At 58.2% G+C, this 24,704-nt stretch carries 22 protein-coding genes and 2 pseudogenes; 12 read left to right on the forward strand and 12 right to left on the reverse strand.

From position 1 onward, the window contains the following. Positions 1 to 7 precede the first annotated feature (7 nt). The 4 genes from ACIOU6_RS01205 to ACIOU6_RS01220 form a co-directional block, all read right to left on the reverse strand. Positions 8 to 301 carry a hypothetical protein gene (locus tag ACIOU6_RS01205; RefSeq protein WP_401133107.1) on the reverse strand — a complete coding sequence of 98 codons (294 nt, stop codon included), beginning with the start codon at positions 299 to 301 and terminating at the stop codon, positions 8 to 10. A gap of 1,424 nt (positions 302 to 1,725) precedes the next feature. Next, entirely contained in the window at positions 1,726 to 3,705 is a 1,980-nt protein-coding gene (locus tag ACIOU6_RS01210) for a VTT domain-containing protein (protein WP_401133110.1), read from the reverse strand. 13 nt (positions 3,706 to 3,718) lie between these two features. Continuing rightward, entirely contained in the window at positions 3,719 to 4,180 is a 462-nt protein-coding gene (locus tag ACIOU6_RS01215; protein ID WP_401133112.1) for a hypothetical protein, read from the reverse strand. Further along, positions 4,161 to 4,613: a DUF302 domain-containing protein gene (locus ACIOU6_RS01220; protein WP_221734326.1), complete on the reverse strand. Its 453-nt coding sequence runs from the start codon at positions 4,611 to 4,613 to the stop codon at positions 4,161 to 4,163. The genes ACIOU6_RS01215 and ACIOU6_RS01220 overlap by 20 nt, the downstream gene beginning before the upstream one ends. A 382-nt stretch (positions 4,614 to 4,995) precedes the next feature. Here ACIOU6_RS01220 and ACIOU6_RS01225 point away from each other — a divergent pair, with 382 nt between their 5' ends. From ACIOU6_RS01225 to ACIOU6_RS01245, 5 genes are all read left to right on the forward strand, one after another. Further along, positions 4,996 to 5,514 (forward strand): hypothetical protein, encoded by a 519-nt coding sequence (locus ACIOU6_RS01225; protein WP_365069044.1) that lies wholly within the window; start codon positions 4,996 to 4,998, stop codon positions 5,512 to 5,514. Between the two features lie 48 nt (positions 5,515 to 5,562). Continuing rightward, entirely contained in the window at positions 5,563 to 5,712 is a 150-nt protein-coding gene (locus ACIOU6_RS01230; RefSeq protein WP_401133116.1) for a hypothetical protein, read from the forward strand. A gap of 133 nt (positions 5,713 to 5,845) precedes the next feature. Then, positions 5,846 to 7,183, forward strand: a complete 1,338-nt coding sequence (locus tag ACIOU6_RS01235) for a DUF2254 domain-containing protein (RefSeq protein WP_401133118.1) — start codon at positions 5,846 to 5,848, stop codon at positions 7,181 to 7,183. A gap of 277 nt (positions 7,184 to 7,460) precedes the next feature. Beyond that, the gene (locus tag ACIOU6_RS01240) at positions 7,461 to 7,595 is read left to right on the forward strand and encodes a hypothetical protein (RefSeq protein ID WP_260456235.1); all 135 of its coding nucleotides are present in this window, start codon (positions 7,461 to 7,463) and stop codon (positions 7,593 to 7,595) included. 79 nt (positions 7,596 to 7,674) lie between these two features. Next, entirely contained in the window at positions 7,675 to 8,541 is an 867-nt protein-coding gene (locus ACIOU6_RS01245; RefSeq protein WP_221734322.1) for an ADP-polyphosphate phosphotransferase, read from the forward strand. 117 nt (positions 8,542 to 8,658) lie between these two features. Here the strand turns inward: ACIOU6_RS01245 and ACIOU6_RS01250 are convergent. The 6 genes and pseudogenes from ACIOU6_RS01250 to ACIOU6_RS01275 all read right to left on the reverse strand — a co-directional run. Then, positions 8,659 to 9,027 (reverse strand): annotated as a pseudogene (locus tag ACIOU6_RS01250) (DUF2931 family protein); the annotation flags it as partial. A gap of 1 nt (position 9,028) precedes the next feature. Continuing rightward, positions 9,029 to 10,108 (reverse strand): annotated as a pseudogene (locus tag ACIOU6_RS01255) (phospholipase effector Tle1 domain-containing protein); the annotation flags it as partial. 139 nt (positions 10,109 to 10,247) lie between these two features. After that, positions 10,248 to 10,610, reverse strand: coding sequence for a DUF6124 family protein (locus ACIOU6_RS01260; protein WP_221734320.1), 363 nt, complete (start codon positions 10,608 to 10,610; stop codon positions 10,248 to 10,250). 446 nt (positions 10,611 to 11,056) lie between these two features. Then, entirely contained in the window at positions 11,057 to 11,578 is a 522-nt protein-coding gene (locus tag ACIOU6_RS01265; RefSeq protein ID WP_401133122.1) for a GNAT family N-acetyltransferase, read from the reverse strand. After that, positions 11,575 to 11,790: a DUF4287 domain-containing protein gene (locus tag ACIOU6_RS01270; protein ID WP_221734318.1), complete on the reverse strand. Its 216-nt coding sequence runs from the start codon at positions 11,788 to 11,790 to the stop codon at positions 11,575 to 11,577. Before ACIOU6_RS01270 ends, ACIOU6_RS01265 begins: the two co-directional genes overlap by 4 nt. 230 nt (positions 11,791 to 12,020) lie before the next feature. Beyond that, positions 12,021 to 12,575: a cytochrome b gene (locus tag ACIOU6_RS01275; RefSeq protein WP_221732626.1), complete on the reverse strand. Its 555-nt coding sequence runs from the start codon at positions 12,573 to 12,575 to the stop codon at positions 12,021 to 12,023. A gap of 208 nt (positions 12,576 to 12,783) precedes the next feature. On the opposite strand from ACIOU6_RS01275, the gene ACIOU6_RS01280 reads away from it, so the two are divergent. Genes ACIOU6_RS01280 through ACIOU6_RS01310 form a run of 7 tightly spaced genes read left to right on the forward strand, consistent with a single transcriptional unit; the run spans position 12,784 to position 19,081 of the window. Beyond that, positions 12,784 to 13,461: a thermostable hemolysin gene (locus tag ACIOU6_RS01280; protein ID WP_221732627.1), complete on the forward strand. Its 678-nt coding sequence runs from the start codon at positions 12,784 to 12,786 to the stop codon at positions 13,459 to 13,461. Next, on the forward strand, positions 13,451 to 14,932 hold the full coding sequence (locus ACIOU6_RS01285) for an AMP-binding protein (protein WP_221732628.1): 1,482 nt from the start codon (positions 13,451 to 13,453) through the stop codon (positions 14,930 to 14,932). Before ACIOU6_RS01280 ends, ACIOU6_RS01285 begins: the two co-directional genes overlap by 11 nt. After that, positions 14,929 to 15,603: a TenA family transcriptional regulator gene (locus ACIOU6_RS01290; protein WP_401133128.1), complete on the forward strand. Its 675-nt coding sequence runs from the start codon at positions 14,929 to 14,931 to the stop codon at positions 15,601 to 15,603. The genes ACIOU6_RS01285 and ACIOU6_RS01290 overlap by 4 nt, the downstream gene beginning before the upstream one ends. Further along, entirely contained in the window at positions 15,590 to 16,399 is an 810-nt protein-coding gene (locus ACIOU6_RS01295) for an SDR family oxidoreductase (RefSeq protein WP_221732630.1), read from the forward strand. Before ACIOU6_RS01290 ends, ACIOU6_RS01295 begins: the two co-directional genes overlap by 14 nt. Continuing rightward, a complete protein-coding gene (locus tag ACIOU6_RS01300) occupies positions 16,396 to 17,040 on the forward strand; it encodes a tetratricopeptide repeat protein (RefSeq protein ID WP_221732631.1) in 645 nt (214 codons plus the stop codon). The genes ACIOU6_RS01295 and ACIOU6_RS01300 overlap by 4 nt, the downstream gene beginning before the upstream one ends. 11 nt (positions 17,041 to 17,051) lie before the next feature. After that, positions 17,052 to 17,714 (forward strand): response regulator, encoded by a 663-nt coding sequence (locus ACIOU6_RS01305; protein ID WP_221732632.1) that lies wholly within the window; start codon positions 17,052 to 17,054, stop codon positions 17,712 to 17,714. Beyond that, positions 17,711 to 19,081: an ATP-binding protein gene (locus ACIOU6_RS01310; RefSeq protein ID WP_401133131.1), complete on the forward strand. Its 1,371-nt coding sequence runs from the start codon at positions 17,711 to 17,713 to the stop codon at positions 19,079 to 19,081. The genes ACIOU6_RS01305 and ACIOU6_RS01310 overlap by 4 nt, the downstream gene beginning before the upstream one ends. Positions 19,082 to 19,153: 72 nt before the next feature. On the opposite strand, the gene ACIOU6_RS01315 is transcribed toward ACIOU6_RS01310, so the two are convergent. After that, the gene (locus ACIOU6_RS01315; RefSeq protein WP_401133133.1) at positions 19,154 to 20,092 is read right to left on the reverse strand and encodes a diguanylate cyclase; all 939 of its coding nucleotides are present in this window, start codon (positions 20,090 to 20,092) and stop codon (positions 19,154 to 19,156) included. Beyond that, complete coding sequence (locus ACIOU6_RS01320) at positions 20,092 to 24,636, reverse strand: CHASE domain-containing protein (RefSeq protein ID WP_401133135.1); 4,545 nt, start codon at positions 24,634 to 24,636, stop codon at positions 20,092 to 20,094. The genes ACIOU6_RS01315 and ACIOU6_RS01320 overlap by 1 nt, the downstream gene beginning before the upstream one ends. Positions 24,637 to 24,704 lie beyond the last annotated feature (68 nt).

The following is a 24,704-nucleotide window of genomic DNA, read 5'->3' on the forward strand; positions in this document are numbered from 1 at the left end:
ACGGTAGTTACATCAGCTTTTCAATCAAAATCGAGGTAGCTGTGATCGTTATATCTCCAAAATCACCTTCAAGGGATAGAACATTATCAACGATGTTTATCCCTTCAAGCTCTCCGAGTTCGCTGGAGTTTCGAACGTTAAGAGCGCCAAGCCTGATAGTTAGGTCAGTGCCGTCCGCGTTCCATGCCATCAGCTTATTTCTGGTCCCGTCATCCAGTCTTACAATCATCTCGAAATAGCGATGGGCTTGGTCCACTGTGATCGATAAGACACTGCTTTCTTCAAGTGCGTGAACATCCATGATGAAGCCTCTTTTGTTCAAATCCGCATCCTACTACAGGCCACTATAGGCGAATGCATGCGTCTGAAATGAAGGTCCGCTTCTGGCCGAGAGCGGACGTTTTGGGTTACCCCTCGCTCCGCTAGATACCTGCATGAGACGCTTCGACCTCAGCAGACCTAATCCTGCAGTGCGGCGTAACTCACTTGCAATGGACACGCTCAGTGCGAATCGAGTAGTGTTTCAGAAGACTTAGCTTAATCGTTATGGACAATTTGATTCCGGAAAAGGAGTGAAGAAATTAGAAATTGGTATATCTATATTTTGAAGCTTGAGCTGAACTCATGGTATGTGGGTACAGCTAAAGGGTTGAGATCAAGGCTGCGAAGCCATGGTAAAAAAAGCCCTTACTCTACATTAAATAAAAATGGTGCCATCAAATATATAGAGAACGGCCTCACGGGAAAGAGAAAAGCAACTCACTTACATGCGGCCTTTAGATCAGTTGGCGATTGTTTCTGGGTGACAGAGATTGAAAATACTATCACTGTAGTTCTGGGACAAAAGTATGGCTTCGATAAAGTTAGGGGTGGCTCTATAATTCACCCTTGGAATCACAAGCTAAGTGATATTAAAGTGGAAAACCTAATTCGACGATTTAGTTGTAGTGATATTAGACTCAAATACAAGCTAAACGAAATAAATTTAACTCAAGAAAAGCCATTTGTCTTCCCGCTTACTCGGCGAAGGAATACATAGCAAGGCATTCAAGCACGCTCGCCGGACGCGCTTTCAGCGCGCCAGCCCAGTCCCAGTGAGACTGTCCGCTTCTGGCCGATTTCTGCCTGTTGCGACCGGTTGAATACACAGTCAAATGCGGACATTCGACTTTGTTCGCTTACGATCTATAGCAGCCGGTGACAATCGGCTCCAACCGACCCAGAGCGACCGTCTTGTTCGGGTCGGTCGGTCGGTCGGTCGGTCGGTCGGTCGGTCAAGGAAGGCAGTAATCGGCCAGAAGCAGAAGCTCAACAACCAGCCGAGATAGCATTTGCGCGATTTTCTCAGTGGAGGCCCATGGAGCTTAAGCGGCGGAGTTTTGCTGCCAGCCCCCTAACCTGCGACGGCAGGCGTGGATTACCAGGGCCAATGTGCGCAGACCAATCCCGTCGACCAAAGCCCGGGGGATCTTATTGATCCTGTCGCCAACATGGCGGGCGAGAATGGTGGCACCGAGAATTCGAGCGCCCGGAGTTCGGTCAGCCCAGCGCGCTTATGTGCCCTCAGCTGTGTTCGATCACACCGAGCTTCTGTCATTTTCCAGCCGCTTCAGTGATGCCTTCTCAACGCCCATGAACATCTCCATGCACCATTGAGACACCTTTGGCTGCCCGTAAGGGCTAGTTTCCCAAGACACGGGGATCTCTGACGCAACCAGCCGCGTCTCAATGCACCAACAACACAGCCGTTGTGTCCCTGCGCTTGATTTTCAGGTGCACGCCTTGGGTCTGCAGATATTTCCCAAGCTGCGCTGCCGGCCTATCGAAGTCCTGATCGGTCATCGCCAGCGTCGCCATGTTGGCTGGATGCACCAAGCGCTCAAGGGTGACCATCCCGATCCACAGGGCGCCGTGTAAATCGTCTGGCGCAACGACTTGGTAGGACGTCGGCCAAAGGCGTATTACGAGGCGATGCGACGGATCCACTTCCCGTACAAAACTCATTGTTGGCGACTCGCCTTGGTGCAGCTTCACCAGCACCGGGAGTTGTCCGACGGTGGTGGACGGCAACAGCCACAAAAGCGTTGTACGCAGCGTCCATGGTGGCGGCCTCTGCCACCCGCCTGCTTCGAGCTCTTGTACCATCTGATTCGCTGTGCCGGCCCACTGCACCGACAGCGGCTCCTCATGATCACCATCGACCTCGGTTCGGCGGGCAGGCAAACGCTGCCATCCATCTACCCACCAATCGGACATGGTGGGCGAGGAAGTGAATTGGCGGGGCGCATACCGAACGGCATCTGCCGCATGATGTGTTGCAACCACCGCTGCCCCCACCAACATCAGTGTGCACAGTGCGGTGACTGACAAGGCGCGTGCAGGCAGTTGCTCTGTGCGTACATGGCACATGTAGACGATGCTAAGCAGTGCCACCCAAGCCGTGCCTAAACTAAGGCTGGCAAGCACGTCTGACAGCCAGTGCGCTCCGAGGTACAACCGTGAGAATGCGATGAGCCCTACCAGCCCGACTACCAGCAGCGTGACGGTGAACCTGATTTTTGGGCTCTTCGCGCGCGCCAGCAGGAAAGCCAGGAAACCGTAGAGCACGATGCTCGACGCAACATGTCCGCTCGGGAATGAGAATCGGTCGGCACCGTCGTACATGACAATTGGACGTGCACGTTCCAACATCATCTTCAAGATCCAGACCAATGCCTGAGAGAAACCGACGGCCGTCAACCAGTACGCCAGTGTGCGCCAACAGCGTTCCCACGCGAGCACTAAGGCGACGGCGGCGATGACGGTGATCGCAACGATCGCGCTGCCGAGTTCGGTGACGGCGATCATCACGTTGTCAACGAAGTCATTGCGCAGTTTTTGTAGGGTCACGAACACGAGGTGATCGAACTGCACCAGTGGATCGCTCGATAGCACGTCCTCTGTGATGCCAAGGAACATCCAGGCCCCGCCAAGCAACATCACAGCAGCTATGAGCAGGCCAAGCGACTCCGGCCGCTCGGGATCCAGCAGCGACAAGGCAATTCGCGGCAAGACTCCGTGTCTGGCACGCGCCCACCCGACCACCCTGTCGCGCTGTCGGCTGACGAACGCCCGGGCGCTGCGATGAGCCAGGCGAAATAAAACGATGCACAACCAGATGACGGCGACCAGTCCAGCCAGAAGGATGAACAGGCGGGAGCTGACAGCACCGGCCAACTGCAGCGATGCACCAAAAAGTGCTCCGGGTAGCAAGTGTGCTGCCGACCACGCGATGGCGGATAGCACATTGACTACGGTGAACCGAAACACCGGCATGCCGGACATGCCCGCGACAACGGGAACGATTGCACGCAATGGCCCCAGAAACCGGCCCAGGAACACGCTCGCGCCGCCATGCTCTGCAAAGTAGGCGTGCCCTCGCGCGAGTAATTCTGGATGTGAACTCAAAGGCCACCAAGTGCCAAGCCTTTCCTGATAGTGGCGACCGAGCCAATAACTGAAGCCATCGCCGAGGATGGCACCGATCACGGCCACCACTGCCACCCAATAGGGGTCAAGGGCCTGAAGACCGATGAGAATACCGGCAGCGACGACCACCGAGCTGCCAGGGATCACAGTACCGATCACGGCCACCGACTCCAGCAATGCTGCGGCGAACACCACGCCAAGCGCCAGAGCAGGGTGCAGAGAGAGGAAGTCGATCAAGGCCTGCACCCGTTCACCTCTCCCGTTGCTTTCGAATCAATTGCCGCGCTGAACGTCCAGTTCTTGTGGGGCTCGTCGACTCGCGCCAGCAGGCGCTGCGCTGCTCGTCCTTCGACAGGTGCAGGAACACCTTGACGATGCGTGTGCCGTTAACGTGCAGGTGTCTTTCCAGGTCGACGATTGACCGGAAACGGCCGTTCCACCCCGACTCGTCGGCGTCTTTGACGCCTGACATCACATGGCCAATCGCACCGTCCTTCCCTGCCGTGTGCATCGCCTGAAACACCAACAGCAAAGCGTACCGGTTCGACGCGTAGAGCAGCCGTTGCTGGTCGCTCAGTTGATCGACGTGGTTCTGCAACACTTTGCGGTACGCCTTCTTTGTCTTGCACAAGGGTTTTGCTTTCGTGGCCCAAAGCCCAAGGTCAACCTCGTCGTCCTCGCGGAATCTGAAATCAGAGACGTCGATGTTCATGGGGGTCAAGGCTTGTTGTGGCAGGTTCGAGTTCCGATTTCACACGTTGCAGCCGTGCGCGCACTTCTTGCGCGACGCCGGCGACTTCCGGGTTGCTGGTCAGTTGCAGTACAGCCACAGGGTCCATGAATGCGACCACCAGACGCCCCTCTGCCTCCTCGCGCACAACCACGTTGCAGGGCAGTAGCAATCCGATGTTGGGTTCGGCATTCAGGGCCTGGTGGGCCAGCGATGGATTGCATGCACCCAAGATCCGATACGGCCGTACATCGAGATCGAGTTTCTCCTTCATCGTCGCCTGAACGTCGATGTCGGTAAGAACACCAAAGCCTTCGGCCTTGAGTGCGTCGGTGACGCGAGTGACGGCTTGGTCGAATCCCATACCGGTAAGCTCGCAGTGAAATTCGTAGGCGGGCGAGGAGGAATAATTCATGACGTACTCCGACAAGTTGAAGTGAGGCTCAAAACCAGACCATACGGCCCGAGTCAGTGCTGCTTTTCGTCGGAAACGGCACGCGCAGGGTGGAAGGTCCGAGCCCTGCATTAATGCACTCAATGCGCACCGCCACCAAAGTTCATGATGGTTGCTCCACACCGCGAAGTCAGTGCGGTGGCGAACATTGGTAGGATCTGAAACGATCGTGGTATCGCTAACGGTCGCACTCGCTTGCTCGCCTTCCCGAGGCAAACCTCAAAAATCAATCGTTCCGTAGCCGCTGTGTGCGTTGCCGCACCGACAACCCACACACATCCCGCTTACGCTGCGGTCTGATCGGGCAGATTGACTCTGCGGCCGGCGTAACAGGGAAATCTCTATGAGAACATCCATCACGCTTGCACTTGCACTTGCACTGCTGTCGCCTGTCTACGCCTGGGCACAGCTTTCGAACAGCCCGATCCCCGATTTCACGGCGACTGCGCTCACCGGGCAGACAGTCAGCGCAGCTCAATTGATCGGCCAGCCGACAATCCTGATCGTCACGCCGAGCACGGACGCGGCAAAAAGCACCCGCTTGTGGGCAGAAGCCCTGCGCAAGAACATCGACCAGACCCAGGTGCGTATCAGAGACGTGCTCGCGATCGACCTGCCGTTCTTCATGAGCGAGGAAGACGCGATCGGCAGAGCCAAGGAAAAAATTCCGGCGCGCTACCAGGACCAGACCTGGATCTTGAGTGAGTCGAGCCTCGAAAGCGCTTTGAACATCCCGCGCGACAGTGCCAAGGCATTCGTGTTTGTGCTCGACGCGAAGGGCAGCGTCATCGCGCGCGTCGAGGGCGATCCGGACGACGCCAAAATCATCGAGGTGGAAAAAGCAGTTCGCTCGACCCAGTAACGCGGCAGCGGCACATCGTCTCGATTGTATTGAGGATTCCCGATGGACATGACCGACCTTCTGACCACACTGCAAGACACGTTCTTCGACTGGATCGAGCGAAAACTCTATACACCACACAGTGTATGCGGCGTCGGTTTTATGCTTGCGATTGATCTGCTTGCATTCGATGCGATGCTGCGGGCGGTCCGCACTTGAAATACCAGCCCCCCGAAAGCAAGACTCGGACCGATGTAGCAAGACGCGGTTCGAAAACTTAAACGGTAGTGAGGTCTCGTTCAGTGCGCGTCTGGATGCCTGGTCCGAGGCTGACGAGTTGAAGTGAGGCGTCGTGCAAACATTGCTGCAGAAGTACTGGTATCGACTTAGATCCAGTTTATGGTTCGTGCCAGCGACCATGACCTGCCTGGCCGTGACATTAGCCCTGTGCGCAGTGGCTCTCGACAGGACCGTGACCAACGACTGGCTGCAGCTTTTGGGCTTGAGTTATTCGGGCGGTGCGGAGGGGGCTAGCCTGCTACTGGGCACCGTGGCGGGGTCGATGATCGCCATCGCCGGGACTGTTTTTTCGATGACACTGGTGGCGCTATCGCTCGCCTCGTCCCAGTTGGGCCCGCGCCTGCTGCGCAACTTCATGCGCGATACCGCCAATCAGGTGGTACTGGGCACGTTCGTGGCCACGTTTTTGTACTGCCTGATCGTGCTACGCACCATCCGGCGCGCCGACGAAGTTGCATTCGTGCCTCATCTCTCCATCAGCATCGGCGTGTTGCTGGCCATTGTCAGTGTTGGGGTGCTGATCTACTTCATCCATCACATCTCGGTCTCGATACAGGCGGATCAGGTCGTGGCTCGGGTCGGCCGGGAACTCGATGACGGTATCGACAGGTTGTTTCCCAGTGACCTTGGCGACCCTGGATCCGCAGCCTCAAGAGCACCAAGCGAAGTCAACCTGCCAGCCGAGTTTGCACGCGAGGCATGTCCTGTGGGTGCCCTTGAAGACGGCTATCTCCAGATGATCGATGCTGATGCTCTGATGGCGTTGGCCAGCAAAGAAGATCTGCTGCTTCGGCTGGAACGCCGGCCTGGGCACTACCTTGCCAAGGGCAGAGTGATGCTGATGGCCTGGCCCAAGGATCGTGTCACCGAAACCCTTGCAGGCAAATTGAACGCCGCCTTCGTGTTGGGAAACCAGCGCAGCGCCGCCCAGGATGTCGAGTTTTCTCTCCAGCAGTTGGTCGAGATCGCCGTGCGGGCATTGTCACCGGGTATCAACGACCCGTTCACCGCGGTTGCCTGCGTGGATCGGCTGGAATCGGCCCTGTGCAATCTGGCCCGACGCGAGATTCCATCCCCCTATCGATTCGACGAGCACGGGCAACTGCGGCTGATAGCATCGGGAGCCACTTTTGCCGGCATCGTTGATACCGCCTTCAACCAGATCAGGCAAAGCGCTCGATCAAACCCGGCCGTGGCAATCCGCATGCTCGATGCCATCGCCCAGATCGCAGGCCATTTGAGCTCTGCGCAGCAGGCGACATGTCTCCAGCGCCACGCAGACATGATCGTCAAAGGGGCGCGAGAAGCTGTGCCGGAAGCGGAGGATGTGCTCGCCGTCGAAGCGCGCTTCACCACGGCGACACGTGCTCTGCGCGTTTTTCGCGGCTGACGCAATGATGCGTGTCGCGGTGGGCCTTACACCCGCATCAACATCGACGCCCCATGTGCGTGAGCGGGTCTGTAGTCAGACTCGAGGCAAGCACGGTGTGTGCGCCAGCGAACAGACGTCAGCCCCTGCGGCCAGCACATTGGTTTCATCGCCAACTCATCGCGCCCCTCAACGCCGGCGGGTGTCACCTCTCCCCCGCTGACACCCCTGCCATCCACGACTCACCAACGCATCCCGTCGATGCGCAGTGGTCGCCATCCCGAAAGGAAGACGCGCCATGCTGCACAACCAGAAAGCCATCGACAAATGCGTTGTCAGCACTGCCGGCGGCAACATTGGCCAGGTTAAAAATATCGACTTCGACGAAAACGCCTGGGCTACCCGCGACCTCATCGTCGACACGGGGAGTTGATTGTCGGAACGCAAGTGCTGCTCTCGCCCACTTCGAGGCGGTTGATCGAAGTGGCGCCGTCGACTAAAAAGGAAACCACATGAAAATCGACGCCAATGCATACAAACTCCATGAAGGCGACGCCGTCGACCTCGGCCTTTGGCCTACCAACGTCAAACCGCTGTGCAAGTCGAAGAAGAAGTACCACAAAGTGCTGCAAGACCATGTCGATCAATTGAGCGATCAGCAACGCATGCTCTACGCGTCTAACCGCCATGCTTTGTTGTTGGTGTTTCAGGCGATGGACACTGCAGGCAAGGACGGCGCGATCCGCCACGTGATGTCGGGTGTCAACCCGCAAGGCTGCCAGGTATTCAGCTTTCAGCACCCGAGTGCACGGGAACTAAAACACGACTTCCTCTGGCGCACCTCCCGCGACCTGCCTGAGCGAGGCCGCATCGGCATCTTCAATCGCTCGTATTACGAAGAGGTGCTGATCGTCCGTGTGCACAAAAGCCTGCTGCACAGCGAGCGCATTCCCGATCCTGCGCCCGACGAATCAGTGTGGCACGGTCGTTATCGATCGATCGTCGATCTGGAAAGGCATTTGCACGCCAACGGCACGCGCATCGTCAAAATATTCCTGCACCTGTCGAAGGAGGAGCAACGCAAGCGCCTGCTGGCGCGCATTGATGAGCCCGACAAGAATTGGAAGTTCAGCAAGGCCGACATCGCCGAGCGCGAGTACTGGGACGACTACATGCAAGCCTATGGACATGCCCTGGGCGCGACCAGCACGGCGGACTCGCCTTGGTTCATCGTGCCGGCCGACAACAAGCACAACGCGCGACTGATCGTGTCGAAGATCGTGCTCAATGCATTGGAAGGTCTGAAGTTAAGTTACCCGGCGGTCAGTGCGGCGAGGCGGCAGGAGCTGAAAACGATTCGAAAACAGCTTGAGAAGTGAGCAAGTGCACAGGATGGGGATTGGGGGGCATTTTTGGCTGGTAGCGGATCGCTTGACTGACAACCAACCACCGACAGAGCACAAAGCAAGGTTAGGAGGCGTTTCATCGGTGATGGGCTACCAACTTCCGTATGGGATGCCAAATTTCTCGATATAGCGCTTGGACTTTTCGTTCACGGGATACGCGTAACGCCCTTCGTTCTTGCCCTGGCTCGGCCCCAAAGGTTCAATCTCGGCCTGCGCTCGTGCGACTTTGACAGGGTGATGGCACGAATCTCTTACCCAAACCTGCACCACACCACCGGGGGCCAGCCCCAGATACACCGAAGCCATAAACCTTGCTTCCTGATCAGGTGTCTTCGGGCAACGTTGATTAACGGAAGACACCATCAATTGCCTGGCCTCCTCTGGAATATCCACCCATGCTTGCCACGTTTTTTGTTCGACGATTGATTGCCAACGAACCCAGATGCGCACTGGTAAATCTGGCAACCCACTGACTCTTCACTTTGGCGGCGTCTTGATAAATCGAGGTTATTTTGACGTCTGTGTTGATCGACACCTGAAGCGTTTGCATAGGACTGACCAATACGCACTCTTCAACCTCATCAAGGTAGCTACCACCAATATCCGAATGGACGCCGGGGCACGTGTATTCCGGGTAATCGGGCTTGACTCGGCTGAGGGCAAAATTAGCCCGACATTCATCCCGGGCGACCAAGTGGACGACGTTATGGAAGAACCGACGATCAAGGTAAAGCCTCACGCCTGGAGCGATGGGACTTTTCACTCGACCAAAATTGGTGAAGCCGGCAATGGAGGGCACTGTATCGAACAACCCGATAAAGCCCATATTGATGCCACCACCGTACTCGTCGCTAAAGGTACGGCTGAAATTTTTGGCAGTAGTTAACGAATCCCTTAACGGCCCCTGCTTGCCTCTGACAATTTCATTAGAGAAGTGGCGAGCCGCTGCTGCCCCTCGACTAAACCCGAAGGTGTCAAAGGTGATTGAGGCTATTTCACTGTTTGGATTCTCTTGAAGGGCGTCTTCGATAACTTGTTTGATGAAGGTAAAAGATGTTTGAACACGACCGGCGACTCCCGTCTCTCCGCGTCCCATACCCTGTCCGACCAAACTGTCCTTTTCATTGGCTCGCGTGCCAATGCCTTCGATATACAAAGGGCGAGAAACCTTTTTTATCGCCCCTTCTCCCTCGCCTATCGGTGATTCGTAATAGAGGTCAGCCAGTTTTTTTATATTGGTTGCATCGGCGCCATAGCTGCTATCCGGATCCCCCATATAGGGTGTGCAACTCGCAGGAATATCCTGCGGCGCAATCGGATGCTGCGCGCCACACAGCAACCCAGCGGCCGTGTTATTCGCATTATTCCCGGTGCCATCAAAGAACACCCCAATCCTCAACGCGATGCCGATTTTCTCGGGCGCGGGTGCGGGTTCTTTCCCGTGTTTTTCGTATTCAGCCCAACGCTGGGCGTGGATATCGACGGGTTTGGCTTCTTCGTAGCGATAGTTTTTCGGGGGGTTGGGGACATAGCCGCTCAATCCTTGATTCCTTGCTCTGATCCTTGAGAACGGCCCGAAGGGTGACAGCCGAGGCTTGGGGGCGCAAGGCGTGGCCGTGTGCCAGCCCGGTTGAGACAGCGTGGTTTGACGAGGGTTTCCCCTCGTCGTGGTGGTTGGGTTATTTGGGGATTTCGACGTTGTCCAGCGCTTGGTTGACGGCCAATTCCGCAAGCATCACGACTTGCGCGATGCCTAGTGCGGTTTTGCGGTGAGAGGTGTGTAGCATCGCGGCGAAGTTCATAAGCATTTCGCTGGCTGAGCCGAGGGTTTCGCTGGCGTTGGCAAGGAGGGATTCGGTGTCGTACTTCGGGTTGGCGAAGTACATGCGCTCGGGTTCGTTGGTGCTGGCCATGATTTGGTCAGCGGGTTTTAGATAGTGGTCGAGGGCGCGTTCGGCGGCTTCGTGGAATTTCTTGGAGTTGGGGGATTCGTAGGGGGATGCGGCGTCGGTGGCTGGCGGGTTTGGGGTTACTTTGAACATGGTGAAACTCCTAGTTATTAAAAAGGAGCCATCACCTTCGCTACCAAACGAGGGTGGCGGCCATACGCGGGTTGGTAGACCGGTAACTAGGACCCGGCACACCCGAAGGTGTCCTGCGCATGGCCACCATTGAGCAGAGACCTGACAGGGTCTGCGAACGGTGCGCGATGCGACTAGTTATGGCGGGCTACCAAACCCGATCACTGTTTTTCAGTGACCGTCAGACGATAGAACCCGCGCGCTAGACGCACAAGCCGGCGGATTCTGGCGTAGTCGTAGGCGATGGCGCAAGACGTTGTAGGGTTTGGATGGCGACAGGAGGTTTCGCTTAAACAGTAGCGTTATTTTCTGTTTATTTATTCGGTGAGTTCGGTGGTGTTTGAACTGGCGTCATCGCGAGCAGGCTCACTCCTACAGGGGAATGCGTTCTGCATCACCGGCCTTGTTCATGCTGTGTAGCGTTGAATCCGGAACACCAGGCTGGGTGCTTTGCCCGGTACATCGTTCAGTTGGCCGAAGCGACGCATGCCGATTTTCTCCAGAACCTTGATCGACGCAACGTGATCAGGCCTGACCAATCCGAACACTTCAGGTAAGTCGAGGTGTTCGAATGCCTGGATCAACGCCGCTTGCCCCGCCTCCGTTGCATAACCGTGGCCCCACGCTTCGATGGCGAAGCGATAACCGAGGTTTATTCCCGGTTTCCCCAGATAGTCATGCGCCGCTATGCCGGCGAATCCCAGGATATGGTCGGGGGCTTGTGCGTCGCTGATCGTCCACCAGCCATAGCCATGGGAGGCCCAGTGTTCGATCCAGCGATCAAGCAGTGTCTTTGCCTGCGCGAGGTGGGTCATGGGGCCGGCGGGATTGAACAGGTTGGTTTGCGGATCGCCGAAGATCGCGAAAACGGCGGGCAGGTCAGCGAGCTGCGGTCGTCTGTAGATCAAGCGTGATGTCGGGGCACTCATTTTTTGCCGGCTGCCAGATGATGCGCAACCAGCGCATTGGCATGCCCGTGGCCCATGCCATGTTCATCTTTGAGCCACGCCACCAGCTCCATGTGTTTTTTATCGCCGACGCTAGCGAGCAGGTGCAGCCAGTGGTCGATGGGCTGGCCGTACTTTTTCTCGATGGAGGGGAAATACGACGCAGGGCCTTTTACTTTGTTCTCTTCGCTCATGCTGCACACTCCGTTGGGTCGCGACGGAGGGTCGGCGCACGCTCCTTGTCGGCAAGGCCTAAGAGTGGACGCGAAGTGCGGTTCCGGCAACTGCCCCGCGCTACCGGACGCCGCAAAATCCTGTGGGAGCGGGCTTGCTCGCGAAGGCGTCCGGTCAGTCAGCATAGATGTCGACTGGTTAGACGCTTTCGCGAGCAAGCCCACTCCCACAGGGTTTGAGGTGAATGGGCTTATTGCGTATCAGAACGGCCCGGCAGCATGCGCACGAGGGTGTTGTCGCGCACCCAATAGTGGTGGAACAAGCCTGCCGCGGCGTGCAGGCCGATCAGCCAGTAACCGGTGCTGCCGATCAGTTCGTGCCAGTACTTGAGGCGTTTGGCGAAGTCCGGGTCGATGGCGACCGGGGCCGGTACGTGGAAGCCGAAGTATGGAAACGGTTTGTCGCCGGCGGCAAGCATCAACCAGGCGAGGATCGGGGTGGCGATCATCAGGCCGTAGAGGGCCAGGTGCATCAGGTGCGAGATGCCGGTCTGCCAGGCCGGTGGTTTGGGGGTGATCGGTGGGCGTGGGGTCAGGCGGCCCAGCAGGCGGATCCACACCAGGGCGAAGATGCTGGCGCCGAACAGGCCGTGAAAGCCCATCAGCAGGCCGCGCGCTTCGCTGCCCTTGGGCATGAAACCTTTGAGCTCGACGCAGGCATAAACACCGACGAACAGCGCCAGCATCAGCCAGTGCAGCATGATTGAGAGTTTTCCATAACGGTTTACGGCGTTGTCGCGGGTCATAAGAAGCGCCTCGTGATTGTCGTGAGCGACGGTCGATTCATTCGACGGTCTCGATTCGGTTGCCGGGCGAACCGACGGCATCACCCTGCCCGCCCAGTCTTAAGACAGTCTGAAGATCGGCCCGTAGATTACCCTTTTTTTACCTTCAGACTTCGTTAAGAAATGGTTCGGATACTTCGCTCAAACCATTGAGGGAGGCGTTCTGCCCATGCCCGATTTCCACTGGAACATCCCCCTGCCCCTGCACTTCGGCCAAGCCGAAACACCGCAGATGACCTTATCCAGTGCCTTGCCGGACGATGTTCAGCGACCGGTGTTCGAGGCCTTTATCCAGCAACGTTTTCGCAAGGCCCATGGCGCTGACATCCGCCACTTCATGCCCGAGCTGTTCGGTATGCACAACGGCGACGGTGAATTGTGTGCGGTGGCCGGGCTGCGCCGCGCGCATCTGGAGCCGTTGTTTCTTGAGCGCTATCTGGATGAGCCGATCGAGCCGCTGATCAGTGCGGCAGCGGATCGCCCGGTGGATCGCGACGGGATCGTCGAGGTGGGCAACCTTGCTGCCAGCGACACCGGCAGTGCGCGCTTGAGCATTATCGCTATCACTTACTTGCTGGCCATGGGCGGTCTGGAGTGGGTGACGTTCACCGGCAACATCGGGCTGGTCAACAGCTTCCATCGTCTGGGCCTGAAACCGGTGACGTTGTGCGCCGCCGACCCGGCACGCCTGGGGGACGACCGTCACAGCTGGGGCAGTTATTACGAAAGCAAACCGTGGGTTCATGTGGGCAACATCCGCGCCGGTTTTATCCATCTGCGCAATATCGGCCTGTTCACGCGCCTGGGCCTGCCAACCTCGATTGAAGGAGCTTGTCATGTCGCTTGAACTGCAACGTTTCAAGGAAACCCTGCGCAGCCATGCCGGGCGCAATGACAACACGATTGCCCTTTGGGGCGACACCCTAAGGCTCGATTACGCCACGTTGTACGCCGAGGTGCTGTATCGCCAGGAGCGCTTGCGCGATGAAAACGTGCAGGTGATCGCACTGGCGCTGGACAACGGCGTCGACGCGATGCTCTGGGACTTGGCCGTGCTGTTCGAAGGCCTGACCTGCGTGACGCTGCCGCCGTTTTTCAGCTCGGCGCAACGTGCTCATTGTCTGGAACAGAGTCAGGCCGAACGAGTGATCGCCGAGCCGGAACTGGAGGCCGAGTTGCTCGCGGGCGGTTATGTGAAAAGCGGCGAGTTCTGGTGCCGTACCTTCAGTGGCCCGAGCCGCATGCCCGCCGGCACGGCCAAACTGACCTTCACGTCCGGCACCACCGGCACGCCCAAAGGCGTTTGCCTGAGCGCCGACAGTTTGTTGCGGGTTGCACGCGAGCTGCATCAGGCCAGCGAACCGACCGCTCCTCAGCATCACCTGGCGCTTTTGCCGTTGGCGATTCTGCTGGAAAACCTTGGCTGTTATGCGGCGCTGTATGCCGGTGCGACGCTGAGTCTGCCTGGCCAGAAAACCCTCGGCATTCAGGGCGCCAGTGGCGTGGATGTGCCGCGCCTGCTGGGTTATCTGGCCAGCCGTGCGCCGGAGAGTCTGATTCTGGTGCCGCAATTGTTGCTATTGCTGGTCGGCGCCGCCGAACAGAAAGCCTTCGATCCCCAGACTTTGCGTTTTGCGGCGGTGGGTGGCGCGAGAGTGTCCGAGGATCTGCTGCACCGCGCCCAACGTGTCGGCCTGCCGGTTTATGAAGGTTATGGCTTGTCCGAGTGTGCCTCGGTGGTCTGCCTCAATCGCCCCGGTGCCTGGCGTCCGGGCAGCGTCGGCAGGCCGCTGCCTCACGTTGAAGTGCGCGTGGCCGAGGACGGCGAAGTGCTGATCAAGGGTTCGCCGCTGTTGGGTTATCTGGGGGATGCGCCGTACGCCGAAGAATGGTGGCCAAGCGGCGATCTGGGCGAGTTCGATTCGCAAGGGTTTCTCTACCTCAAGGGCCGCAAGAAGCATCAGTTCGTCACCAGTTTCGGGCGCAACGTCAACCCGGAATGGGTCGAGTCCGAGCTGACCCAGCGCCGTCACATCGCCCAGGCGTTCGTCTATGGCGAGGCGATGCCGCACAACCACGCCTTGCTCTGGCCACATCGCCCGGATTGCACCGACGCGGAACTGGCCGCTGCCATTGCCGAAGCCAACGAGGCGCTGCCCGATTACGCCCAGGTACACAACTGGACGCGCCTGCCACAACCGTTCACCGCCGCCAATGGCTTGCTCACCGCCAATGGCCGCCCGCGCCGCGAGGCCATCGTCGCGCAGTACCACACACAACTGACCGAATCCGCCGTCTCCGAGGAATCCGCATCATGAATTTTTTCGACACCCTGCAAGAAGCCACCCAACAGGAACGTCACGAGCTGTTCAATCTGCCGATCATTCTTGATGCGCTGCAAGGCAAGGTCAGCCTTGAAAGCTATCGCGCATTTCTCGCCCAGGCCTATTACCACGTACGCCACACCGTGCCATTGATGATGGCTTGCGGTGCTCGTTTGCCGACGCGTCTGGAATGGCTGCGCAAAGCGGTGTGCGAGTACATCGAGGACGAGTACGGCCATGAACAATGGGTGCTCAACGATATCGCCGCGTGTGGCGGTGACCGCGATGCGGTGCGTGATGGTCAGCCGTCGCTGTCGATCGAGTTGATGGTCAGTTTCCTTTATGACCTGATCGCTCGCGGCAACCCGGTGGGGCTGTTCGGCATGGTCAACGTGCTCGAAGGCACCAGCATTGCCCTGGCGACACATGCAGCGGGCAGCATTCGCGAGCGTCTGGCGCTGCCGGAGACTGCCTTCAGCTACCTGAGCTCCCACGGTTCGCTGGACGTTGAGCATATGCAGACCTATCGCCGACTGATGAATCAGTTGGAAGATCCAGAAGACCAGGCCGCGGTGATCCACGCCTCGAAAGTCGTCTATCGCTTGTACGCCGACATGTTCCGTGGCTTGCCGCGTGACGCGGAGGCTCAACATGCAGCTGCGTGAAGCGCGTGTGGTATTGACCGGCGCCAGTGGTGGCATCGGCATGGCCATCGCCAATGCCTTGTGCGCCGCCGGCGCCCGGGTGCTGGCTGTGGCCCGCCACCAGGAAGCCTTGCAGCCGCTGATCGAGCGCTACCCGCAAAACCTGTGCTGGGTGGCCGCTGACCTGACCTTCCTTGCCGACCGGCGCAAAGTGCTGGCTGCCGCCGAAGCCATCGGTGGCATCAACCTGCTGATCAACGCGGCCGGGGTCAATCACTTCGCCATGCTTGAGCAACTCGATGACAGCGACATCAACGCGATGCTGGCGGTGAACATCAGTGCCCCGATCTGCCTGACCAAACTGCTGCTGCCGCTGCTTAAGGACGCCGACAGTGCGATGGTGGTCAACGTTGGCTCCACGTACGGTTCGATCGGCTACCCCGGTTATGCCAGTTATTGCGCGACCAAATTTGCCCTGCGCGGTTTTTCCGAAGCCTTGCGCCGGGAACTGGCCGACACCCGGGTCAGCGTGCTCTACGTCGCACCCCGCGCTACGCGCACGTCGATGAACAGCGCGGCGGCGCAAGCCTTGAATGATGCGCTGAAATCCAACGTCGATGACCCGCAAGCCGTGGCCTCGGCGGTGATCCACGCGATTGCCGGCGACCGTCGCGATTTGTATCTGGGCTGGCCGGAGCGCTTCTTCGTGCGCCTCAACAGCCTGCTGCCGCATCTGGTGGATCGAGGCCTGCGCAAGCAGTTGCCACTGATCCGTCGCCTGAGTGAAAAACCCGACAACGAGCCGCCAAAACCATGAAAAAAATCTACGCATGTCTACTGCTCGGCGCGCTGAGCCAAAGTGTTTGGGCGCTGGACACCGCCGATCAGCAACGCTTGGCCGGCATTCAGCAGAGCTGGGCGCACATTCAATACGAAACACCGGAGAAACAGCGCGCCGCCGCTTTCGAGCAACTGTCAGCGCAAACGACAAGTTTCACCAGCCAGCGCCCGGCCGTGGCCGAAGCGTGGATCTGGAAAGGCATCGTCACCAGCAGTTGGGCCGGTGCCCAGGGTGGGCTCGGTGCGTTGGGCAAAGCCAAAGACGCCAAGGCTGACCTGGAAAAATCCCTGAGCCTGGACCCCAAAGCCCTGCAAGGTTCGGCCTACACCAGCCTCGCCGCCCTGTATGATCGCGTGCCGGGCTGGCCAATCGGTTTTGGCGACAGCGACAAGGCTGAGCAACTGCTCAAGCAAGCGCTGCAACTCAACCCCGAGGGCATCGACAGCCTGTACTTCTGGGGCGATCACCTCTACCGTCAGAAGCGCTACGCTGAAGCCAAAGCCGCGTTGCAAAAAGCACTGCAAGCGGCGCCACGCCCAGGCCGGGAAACCGCCGATGCCGGGCGCCGTAAAGAAATCGCCGCGTTGCTGGTGGACGTGAACAAGAAACTCGAATGACAGGAGTCCGTGTGCGTTTATTACTGATCGAGGACGATGAGGCCCTCGGCGAGGGCATTCATCAAGCGTTGGGGCGCGAAGGCTACACCGTCGACTGGCTCAAGGACGGCAGCAGCGCCCTTCACGCCTTGCTCAGTGAAACCTTTGACCTGGCGGTGCTTGATCTGGGTCTGCCGCGCATGGACGGCCTCGAAGTGCTGCGTCGTCTGCGCGACAGCGGCTCGAACCTGCCGGTGCTGATCCTGACCGCTCGCGATGCCACCGAGGATCGTATCGCCGGGCTCGATGCCGGCGCCGACGATTACCTGATCAAACCGTTCGATCTGGCCGAACTCAAGGCGCGTTTGCGTGCCTTGTTACGACGCAGTGCCGGGCGCGCCCAAGCGCTGATCGAGCACGCCGGCATCAGCCTCAATCCCGGCACACAGCAGGTCACCTATCACGGCCAACCCGTGGCGCTGACCCCCAAGGAATATCAGTTATTGCATGAATTGCTCTCGCCACCGGGCCGCGTCATGACCCGCGACCAACTGATTCAGTTGCTTTACGGCTGGAACGAAGAAGCGGAGAGCAACACCCTGGAAGTGCATATCCACCACCTGCGCAAAAAGTTCTCCACCGACCTGATCCGCACCATTCGTGGCGTGGGTTATCTGGTGGAGGAGCGCCGATGAGTTCGATTCGTCGCCGTACGCTGACGCTGATCATCGGCCTGATGCTCGCCGGTCTATCGGTACTGAGCGTGTTCAACCTGCACGACAGCAACCACGAAATCGCCGAAGTCTACGACGCGCAACTGGCGCAAAACGCCCGGTTACTGCAAGGCGTGATGCGTATGCCGATCAATGGTCAGTCGCACAGCGATCTGTATCAGGCGTTCAACACCGCGCTGGGAGAAGCAGTGCCCCGCGTCGACGGGCATCCTTACGAAGGCAAAATCGCCTTTCAAGTGTGGGACCCCAAGAATGAAGTGCTGGTACACACCGCCAGCGCCCCCTCCTTCACTTCACCGCCAACCCAGCCTGGTTTTAGCGATGTGGTGGATTTGAAAGACCGCCAATGGCGCGCATTCATGCTGGAAGACAAGCAGAACGGCCTGCGCATCTGGGTCGGTGAGCGCGATGACGTACGCGCCGATCTGGTCGACCGCATCGTCCGTCACACACTGTGGCCGAACGTGCTCGGTAGCCTGATCCTCGCGGCCATGGTCTGGCTCGCCATCGGCTGGGGCCTCAAGCCACTGGCGGACATGGCTGCGACCCTGCGCGCCCGCCACAGCGGCTCGCTGGAACCCTTGCAACTGACACCCTTGCCCAGCGAGCTGGAACCGATGCAAGCAGCGCTCAACCGCATGCTCGCGCAGATCCAGGAAGTGCTCGGCCGTGAACGCCGCTTCATCGCCGACGCCGCCCACGAAATGCGCACACCGCTGGCGGTGCTGCGGGTGCATGCGCAAAACCTGCTGGAGGCCGGCACCGAACAGGAGCGCCGCGACTCGCTGCAATTTCTGATCTCGGGTGTCGATCGCACCAGCCGTCTGGTCAATCAGTTGCTGACCATGGCCCGCCTGGAGCCCAAACCCAACCCGCCGCCCCTGCAACGCATCGACCTCAGCGAAACCGTGCGCAACAGCCTGGTGCAACTGACCCCGTGGTTGCTGAGTAAACAGCTGGAACTGGCCTTTGAAGACGGCGCCCAAACGCTCCATGTCCTGGCCAGCAACGCCGCCATCGACATTGCCCTGAACAACCTGATCACCAATGCCGCCAACTTCTCCCCGGAACACGGCGTGATCACCGTGACGCTGACTCAAACCGACGGCTTCTGCCATTTGAGCGTCGAAGATCAGGGGCCGGGCATTAATGAGGAAGATCGAGAGCGCTTGTTCGAACGGTTCTACAGCCGTGGTAACGCGCAGGGTGCGGGATTGGGGCTGACCATCGTCAACACCATCGCCACGCGACTGGGTGGGCGGATTACGTTGGTCAACCGGGCTGAGGGTGGATTGCGGGCGACGTTGTCGATGCCCGCAAGGCTGTGATCTGCGACGGTCGATGGATCAGGTTGAATCTCACTGACAATCGCTGTCACTTGCCAGCAGCAGGCGGCGGCCCTACATCTCCACGGAGGCTACCCGAGCCCGACCGGCGTTCTTCGCTTCGTAGAGCTGCATGTCCGCCGCGTCTATCAAGGCCTCGAAAGCAAGAACGCCCGTAGGGGTCACAGTCGCCACCCCCAGAGAGATGGTCACCACATGATCGGCATCGGAGGTCGAATGTTCGATGGCCAACGCTCGAACATTCGCTTGCATTTTTTCTGCAATCTCGACGGCTCCCGCATGACTGGTCGTGGGCAAAAGGCAGGCAAACTCTTCGCCGCCGTATCGAGCGACCAGGTCGTAGGGGCGTCTGACCGTTTCAGATAACGCCTGAGCAACAGACCTCAGGCAACTGTCTCCAGCCTGATGGCCATACTGGTCGTTGTAGCGTTTGAAAAAGTCGACATCGGCCAGGATCAGCGACAGGGGTTTTTGCTCTCGAAAACACTGGCGCCAATCAGCTGATATCTCCTCATCGAATTTGCGCCGATTGGCCACTCCCGTCAGACCATCCAGCAACGCCATGGAGCGCAGCAGATCGTTCTGCAGTTTCAGAGTCAGGTGTGTTCGCACCCGCGCCCTGACCACGATCGGGTTGATGGGTTTGCTGATGAAATCTACCGCGCCCAGTTCCAGGCCCAGCACCTCATCAGAGTCTTGCTGTTTCGCCGTAACGAAGATGACAGGAATGTCTTGAGTCGCCGGGTCCGCCTTGAGGCGACGACAGACTTCATGACCGTCCACGCCATCCATGACCACATCCAGTAGCACCAGATCGGGAATTTGCGCCAGGCATACAGTGATTGCCTGTTCGCCGCTGGTGGCCATGAACACGTCGCAGTCCTCACGAAACAGCTCATGCAGGACCCGGATATTGGTCGGTTGATCGTCGACAATAAGCAGTTTTGGGCGTTTGTGCGGCTGAAGTAGCCAAGTCTTTTTCAATTGCTCCATCAGGCAGATCTCAACAGTTCACGCCCTATGGGCATCGCAGCACTAAAGTCCAACGACTGCACCATAACAACGAGTTCGTTGAATTGCGGGCGCAGTGCTGGGGGCGTTTTTGACAGCAGTCCAGTTGTCAATTCGATAGCTTGAAGATTACCGGTCTCCAGCAAGAGCAAAATCTCTTCAAGGGACTCTTTCCATCGCGCAGATTCCATGACTTCCCTATCGGTAAGGATTTCTGTTGATGGGCTCTGAGAAAATTCGACATTCATCTGTAAAAGGCTTTGTTGCAGCAGCCTGCCAAGCTCGTCAAACCAGGAGGGGTCAGCCAAGAGCCTTGCTGCGGATTCAGCATCCTCGTGTTTAAGCTTGTGCTCCAGATCGCTGGCCAACCGTGACAATGCCCTGGCCCCCATGGTGCCGCTGCTGCCTTTAATGGCGTGGAGAACGAAAACAGCCCCCGACGCCTCTTGTCGCTGGATCTGATCATGCAACTGCACCAGTTGTTTTTCCAGCTCGGGGCCAAAGTTCATCAATACATTGCGGATCAACTCGAGGTTACCGCCAAAGCGATTGATGATCGACTGCCGGTCCTCAATGAGGGCCTCATCCCTGTCGGTTTGCACAAGGCCTGTCGATGTTCGACTGCCCTCGCGGCCGGTTTGACAGAGCAGCGTCACGACCAGTTGTTCCAGGTCTACCGGTTTACCGACGTGCTCATTCATCCCCGCTGCAAGGCAGGCTTCTCGGTCTGCACTGGAGGCATTGGCCGTCATTGCCACAATCGGTAACGCCGCAAAACGCGAGTCGGCACGAATGCGACGGGTTGCCTCCAGGCCATCAATATCCGGCATCTGGATATCCATCAATACGGCGTCGAAGGGCACACGCTCATTCATCACCTTGCTGACGCCCTCCAACCCACACTCAGCCAGCGTCACCTGAGCACCTTCACTGGACAGCAGTTCATTGGCAATCTGCCGATTGAGCATATTGTCTTCCACCACCAGCAAGCGCAGCCCCGCCAAGCGCTGTGACCTGGCACCCGCTGGTTGCACCCGCGCAGATTGCAAAGGGTCTTTACCCTCGAAAGCTCGCTGAACCGAGTCGGCCAACTGCTTGGGAGTCACAGGTTTGGTGAGAAACCCGGCAAAGGGAGCATCGCCCTCAAGATAGGCATCTGTCAGCACTTCACGGCCGTAGGCGGTGATCATGATGATCAGTGGTGGTGGCGCGTCACGGCTCTGCTGCTTGATCAATTGCGCAGCGTTCAAGCCATCCATCCCCGACATCCGCCAATCCATCAACACGACATCGTAAGCCTCGCCGCGCGATTGGGCGCTGTTGACCCGTTCCACTGCTTGCGCGCCTTCACTCACATAGTCTGCGGTCCATCCCAGCGCATGAACGGTTCGTAACAACAGTTCGCCCGCCATTGCGTTGTCGTCGACGACCAGTAGGCGCATCGGCACATCAACGCCTGGGCAGTCGGATCGCAGCAGCGCGTTCTGAGCGACATCCAGGGTGATATCGAACCAGAAGCGACTTCCGACGCCGTACTGGCTCTCCACTTGCAACTCTCCGCCCATCAAACCGACCAACCGCTTGCAGATCACCAGCCCCAGACCGGTGCCACCAAAGCGCCTGGAGGTTGAAGCTTCCGCTTGGGTAAAACCTTCGAAAATGCGCTGAAGTTGCTCCGGGCTGATGCCGATGCCGGTATCAGAGACAGCGATGCGTAATTCAACGGCATTTTCCGTGCGCATCCGTTGTTCAACGCTGACGACTATCTGGCCTTGCGGGGTGAACTTGAGCGCATTACCCGCCAGGTTGATCAGCACTTGTTGCAGTCGCAGGCTATCGCCGATCAGGCCGTTGGGCAGGTTGGCGTCCAGGTCGAACATGACCTCAACCTCTTTCTCACCCTGGTTGCCTGCCAGCACGACGGCAAGATCGCGCATCAACGACTCGAGTTCGAACGGGTGCACATCGAGTTGCAACTTGTCCGCCTCGATCTTGGAATAATCGAGAATGTCATTGAGCAAGCCCAGCAGCGATTTCGCGGCGCCCTGCGCTTTGCTCACATAATCGAGCTGGCGCCCATCAAGCGGAGTGTTTTGCACCAACTGCAACATGCCCAGCACAGCGTTCATCGGCGTGCGAATCTCATGGCTCATGTTGGCGAGAAAGGCCGACTTCGCCGCACTCGCCAGATCGGCCTGCTCTTTGGCGTAAAGCAGGCGCGATTCCAGCTCGCGCTGGGAGGTGATGTCCCGGTTGATACCGGTCACACGCAGCGCTGCCCCGGATGGAGTGCGCTCGATCTGCGCGGCGGCATGGATAAAGCGAATCTGGCTGTCCGGGCCTGTGACCCGGAATACCGTGTCGTACTCATCCACCCCATCGACGGCGGCACTGAGCCTTGCAGCCGCAGCCTCGACATCATCAGGGTGAACACGGGTGTACCAATGCATATAGTTCAGGCCGTTGCCACGCAACGTCAAAGGCTGCCCGTAAAACTCGAACATGCGGTCATTCCATTGCAAGGCATTGTCCGACAACGTCCAGGACCAGATACCCAGTTCCGCCACTTCAGCGGCCATCAGCAATTGATGATGCACCGCCATCAGTTCGCTGCGCTGTCGCTGTGTCGTTTCCAGGCTTGCCGCCAGCTCCTTTTCTGCCGCTTTACGTTCGGTGATATCGACGGCGATGCCAAGGTAGCCAGTCAATTTCCCATCGTCATCGCGCATGGAGGTGACGACCAGCGTGACAGGAAACCGTGAGCCATCCTTGCGTACGTAAGTCCACTCTCGAGTTTCTGCGCTTTCATGCTCGGGTTTATGGGTAAACACACCAATGCCATTAATGGTCTGGCCATACTCCTGGCTCAGTTCCTGCCCCCGCGCAGTGACTTCATCGGCCACATGGAAAAGTGCCGGCGTGTGCTTGCCCAGCACCTCTTCGGCGTCATAACCCAACAAATGCTCGGCGCCGTTATTGAAGACACGAATGACGCCTTCAAGATCTGTCGCAATGATCGACACCTCAGTGGCCGAGCGCAGCACGCTGTCCAACAACACGTTGAGGCGCTGCAGTTCTGACGTTCGCTGTGCGACCTGATCTTCCAGGCTTGAATTAAGTTCGAGAATCCGGGCCTCTGCGGCCTTTTTGGCCGAAATGTCCCTGATTGTCTTGGAGGCACCGACGACGCGGCCACCCTCGCCATAAATCGGAGAGATGCTCGCGGAGACGTCGATCAGTTGTCCGTCTTTGTGACGGCGCTGAGTATCAAAACTATCGATACGATCGCCCGCCCTGACACGCTCAAGGATGTGCACCTCCTCACTGGCCAGCTCCGAGGGAACAATCAGATTGGCCAGTGTGTGGCCCACGGCTTCTTGCGAGGTAAACCCAAAAAGATGCTCAGCCCCTTTGTTCCAGTTGGTGACAACGCCATCAAGGGTTTTACCGATAATCGCCTCTGCCGAGCTTTCAACAATGGCGGCCAGCCTTGCCTGTTCGGCAATTACCTGACGTCGACGTTGACGACTGACACTGCCGACACCCACCAGTGTCGCCAAAAGAAGGGTGAGAACACCGCCCAGCAACAGCACCACCTTCGGTGAGACCTGACGCAAACGCTGGATGAACAGCGAATTGGCGCCAAGTTCGATTTGCCACCGCCGGCCGTAAACCTCGCGCTCCACCTGATGAGTGATCAGCGTTGCAGAGCTGGCCGAGTTGTCGGCGCTCTCATAAAACAACGTCTCTTGCCCCGGGACAGTGATGTCCCTCAATCTCAGGTGCACGGCCTTGTCTTCTATGCGAAGCCCCGTGAGTACCTGCTCGGTCTGCAAGACTGCATAGCTCCAGCCAAACGCGGCGGCGTCACGTTCGGCTGCCGTCGCGGGTGTCACGCCGTTGCGAAAAATGGGCATTAACAACAAGAACGACTGCTGCGGTTTGCCTATGGCCTGTACCAGTGTGATGGGCGCTGTTATCCGCGTCATGCCGCTCTGTATTGCAGAGTGAGCAGCTTCGCGCCGAGCAGGTTCCGACGCTATGTCCAGGCCAATGGCGGGCTGATTACCTTCAACAGGTTCGACATACTGGATAACGTAGCGCTCGCCAGGATGAGCCGAGAGTTGACGAATGGAGAAGTCAGCGGCGCCATCGGCACGAGCGGACTTGATAAACGCGCTTTCATCGCGCTGCGCTACGCGCCTGACAAACCCAATAGCTCTTGCGCCGGGAAACTCCACCGCCAGGTCACGCGTTTTTTGATAACGACTGAACAGTTCACGACTTATCCCCTGCTCCCCCGCTGTCACCACAGCCCCCCGAGCACCTCGCAAACCGTACTGGTAAAGATTGAGGCGACTTAAAACCAATTCTGCGGCATCCGCTGTAGCTGCAACGATCGCTTCTTGAGCGTGGCGCTCGTTGATACGATTAAGCACCCAGCTACCCAGAACGCTTGCCCCCAAGCCCACAGCCAAAGTAATCGCTACGCCCCAGTTAAATGCAAAAAATCTGAATTTCTTCACCCGGTTTGCCCTGTTGCAGAAGACCTTCAGCCTTCAAATTTAAAGTTCGACCCTGTCAGGGAGGCATT

The sequence above is a fragment of the Pseudomonas sp. NPDC087615 genome (genome assembly GCF_044743445.1).
Taxonomy (GTDB): domain Bacteria; phylum Pseudomonadota; class Gammaproteobacteria; order Pseudomonadales; family Pseudomonadaceae; genus Aquipseudomonas; species Aquipseudomonas baetica_A.

What these genes read in the sequence shown, in the direction of transcription:
- ACIOU6_RS01285 (WP_221732628.1), top strand. Translation starts at nt 13,451, where the DNA reads ATGTCGCTTGAACTGCAACGTTTCAAGGAAACCCTGCGCAGCCATGCC.
- ACIOU6_RS01290 (WP_401133128.1), top strand. Translation starts at nt 14,929, where the DNA reads ATGAATTTTTTCGACACCCTGCAAGAAGCCACCCAACAGGAACGTCAC.
- ACIOU6_RS01280 (WP_221732627.1), top strand. Translation starts at nt 12,784, where the DNA reads ATGCCCGATTTCCACTGGAACATCCCCCTGCCCCTGCACTTCGGCCAA.
- ACIOU6_RS01260 (WP_221734320.1), bottom strand. Translation starts at nt 10,610, where the DNA reads ATGTTCAAAGTAACCCCAAACCCGCCAGCCACCGACGCCGCATCCCCC.
- ACIOU6_RS01240 (WP_260456235.1), top strand. Translation starts at nt 7,461, where the DNA reads ATGCTGCACAACCAGAAAGCCATCGACAAATGCGTTGTCAGCACTGCC.
- ACIOU6_RS01295 (WP_221732630.1), top strand. Translation starts at nt 15,590, where the DNA reads ATGCAGCTGCGTGAAGCGCGTGTGGTATTGACCGGCGCCAGTGGTGGC.
- ACIOU6_RS01315 (WP_401133133.1), bottom strand. Translation starts at nt 20,092, where the DNA reads ATGGAGCAATTGAAAAAGACTTGGCTACTTCAGCCGCACAAACGCCCA.
- ACIOU6_RS01275 (WP_221732626.1), bottom strand. Translation starts at nt 12,575, where the DNA reads ATGACCCGCGACAACGCCGTAAACCGTTATGGAAAACTCTCAATCATG.
- ACIOU6_RS01245 (WP_221734322.1), top strand. Translation starts at nt 7,675, where the DNA reads ATGAAAATCGACGCCAATGCATACAAACTCCATGAAGGCGACGCCGTC.
- ACIOU6_RS01220 (WP_221734326.1), bottom strand. Translation starts at nt 4,613, where the DNA reads ATGAATTATTCCTCCTCGCCCGCCTACGAATTTCACTGCGAGCTTACC.
- ACIOU6_RS01215 (WP_401133112.1), bottom strand. Translation starts at nt 4,180, where the DNA reads ATGAACATCGACGTCTCTGATTTCAGATTCCGCGAGGACGACGAGGTT.
- ACIOU6_RS01310 (WP_401133131.1), top strand. Translation starts at nt 17,711, where the DNA reads ATGAGTTCGATTCGTCGCCGTACGCTGACGCTGATCATCGGCCTGATG.
- ACIOU6_RS01270 (WP_221734318.1), bottom strand. Translation starts at nt 11,790, where the DNA reads ATGAGCGAAGAGAACAAAGTAAAAGGCCCTGCGTCGTATTTCCCCTCC.
- ACIOU6_RS01205 (WP_401133107.1), bottom strand. Translation starts at nt 301, where the DNA reads ATGGATGTTCACGCACTTGAAGAAAGCAGTGTCTTATCGATCACAGTG.
- ACIOU6_RS01225 (WP_365069044.1), top strand. Translation starts at nt 4,996, where the DNA reads ATGAGAACATCCATCACGCTTGCACTTGCACTTGCACTGCTGTCGCCT.
- ACIOU6_RS01230 (WP_401133116.1), top strand. Translation starts at nt 5,563, where the DNA reads ATGACCGACCTTCTGACCACACTGCAAGACACGTTCTTCGACTGGATC.
- ACIOU6_RS01300 (WP_221732631.1), top strand. Translation starts at nt 16,396, where the DNA reads ATGAAAAAAATCTACGCATGTCTACTGCTCGGCGCGCTGAGCCAAAGT.
- ACIOU6_RS01265 (WP_401133122.1), bottom strand. Translation starts at nt 11,578, where the DNA reads ATGAGTGCCCCGACATCACGCTTGATCTACAGACGACCGCAGCTCGCT.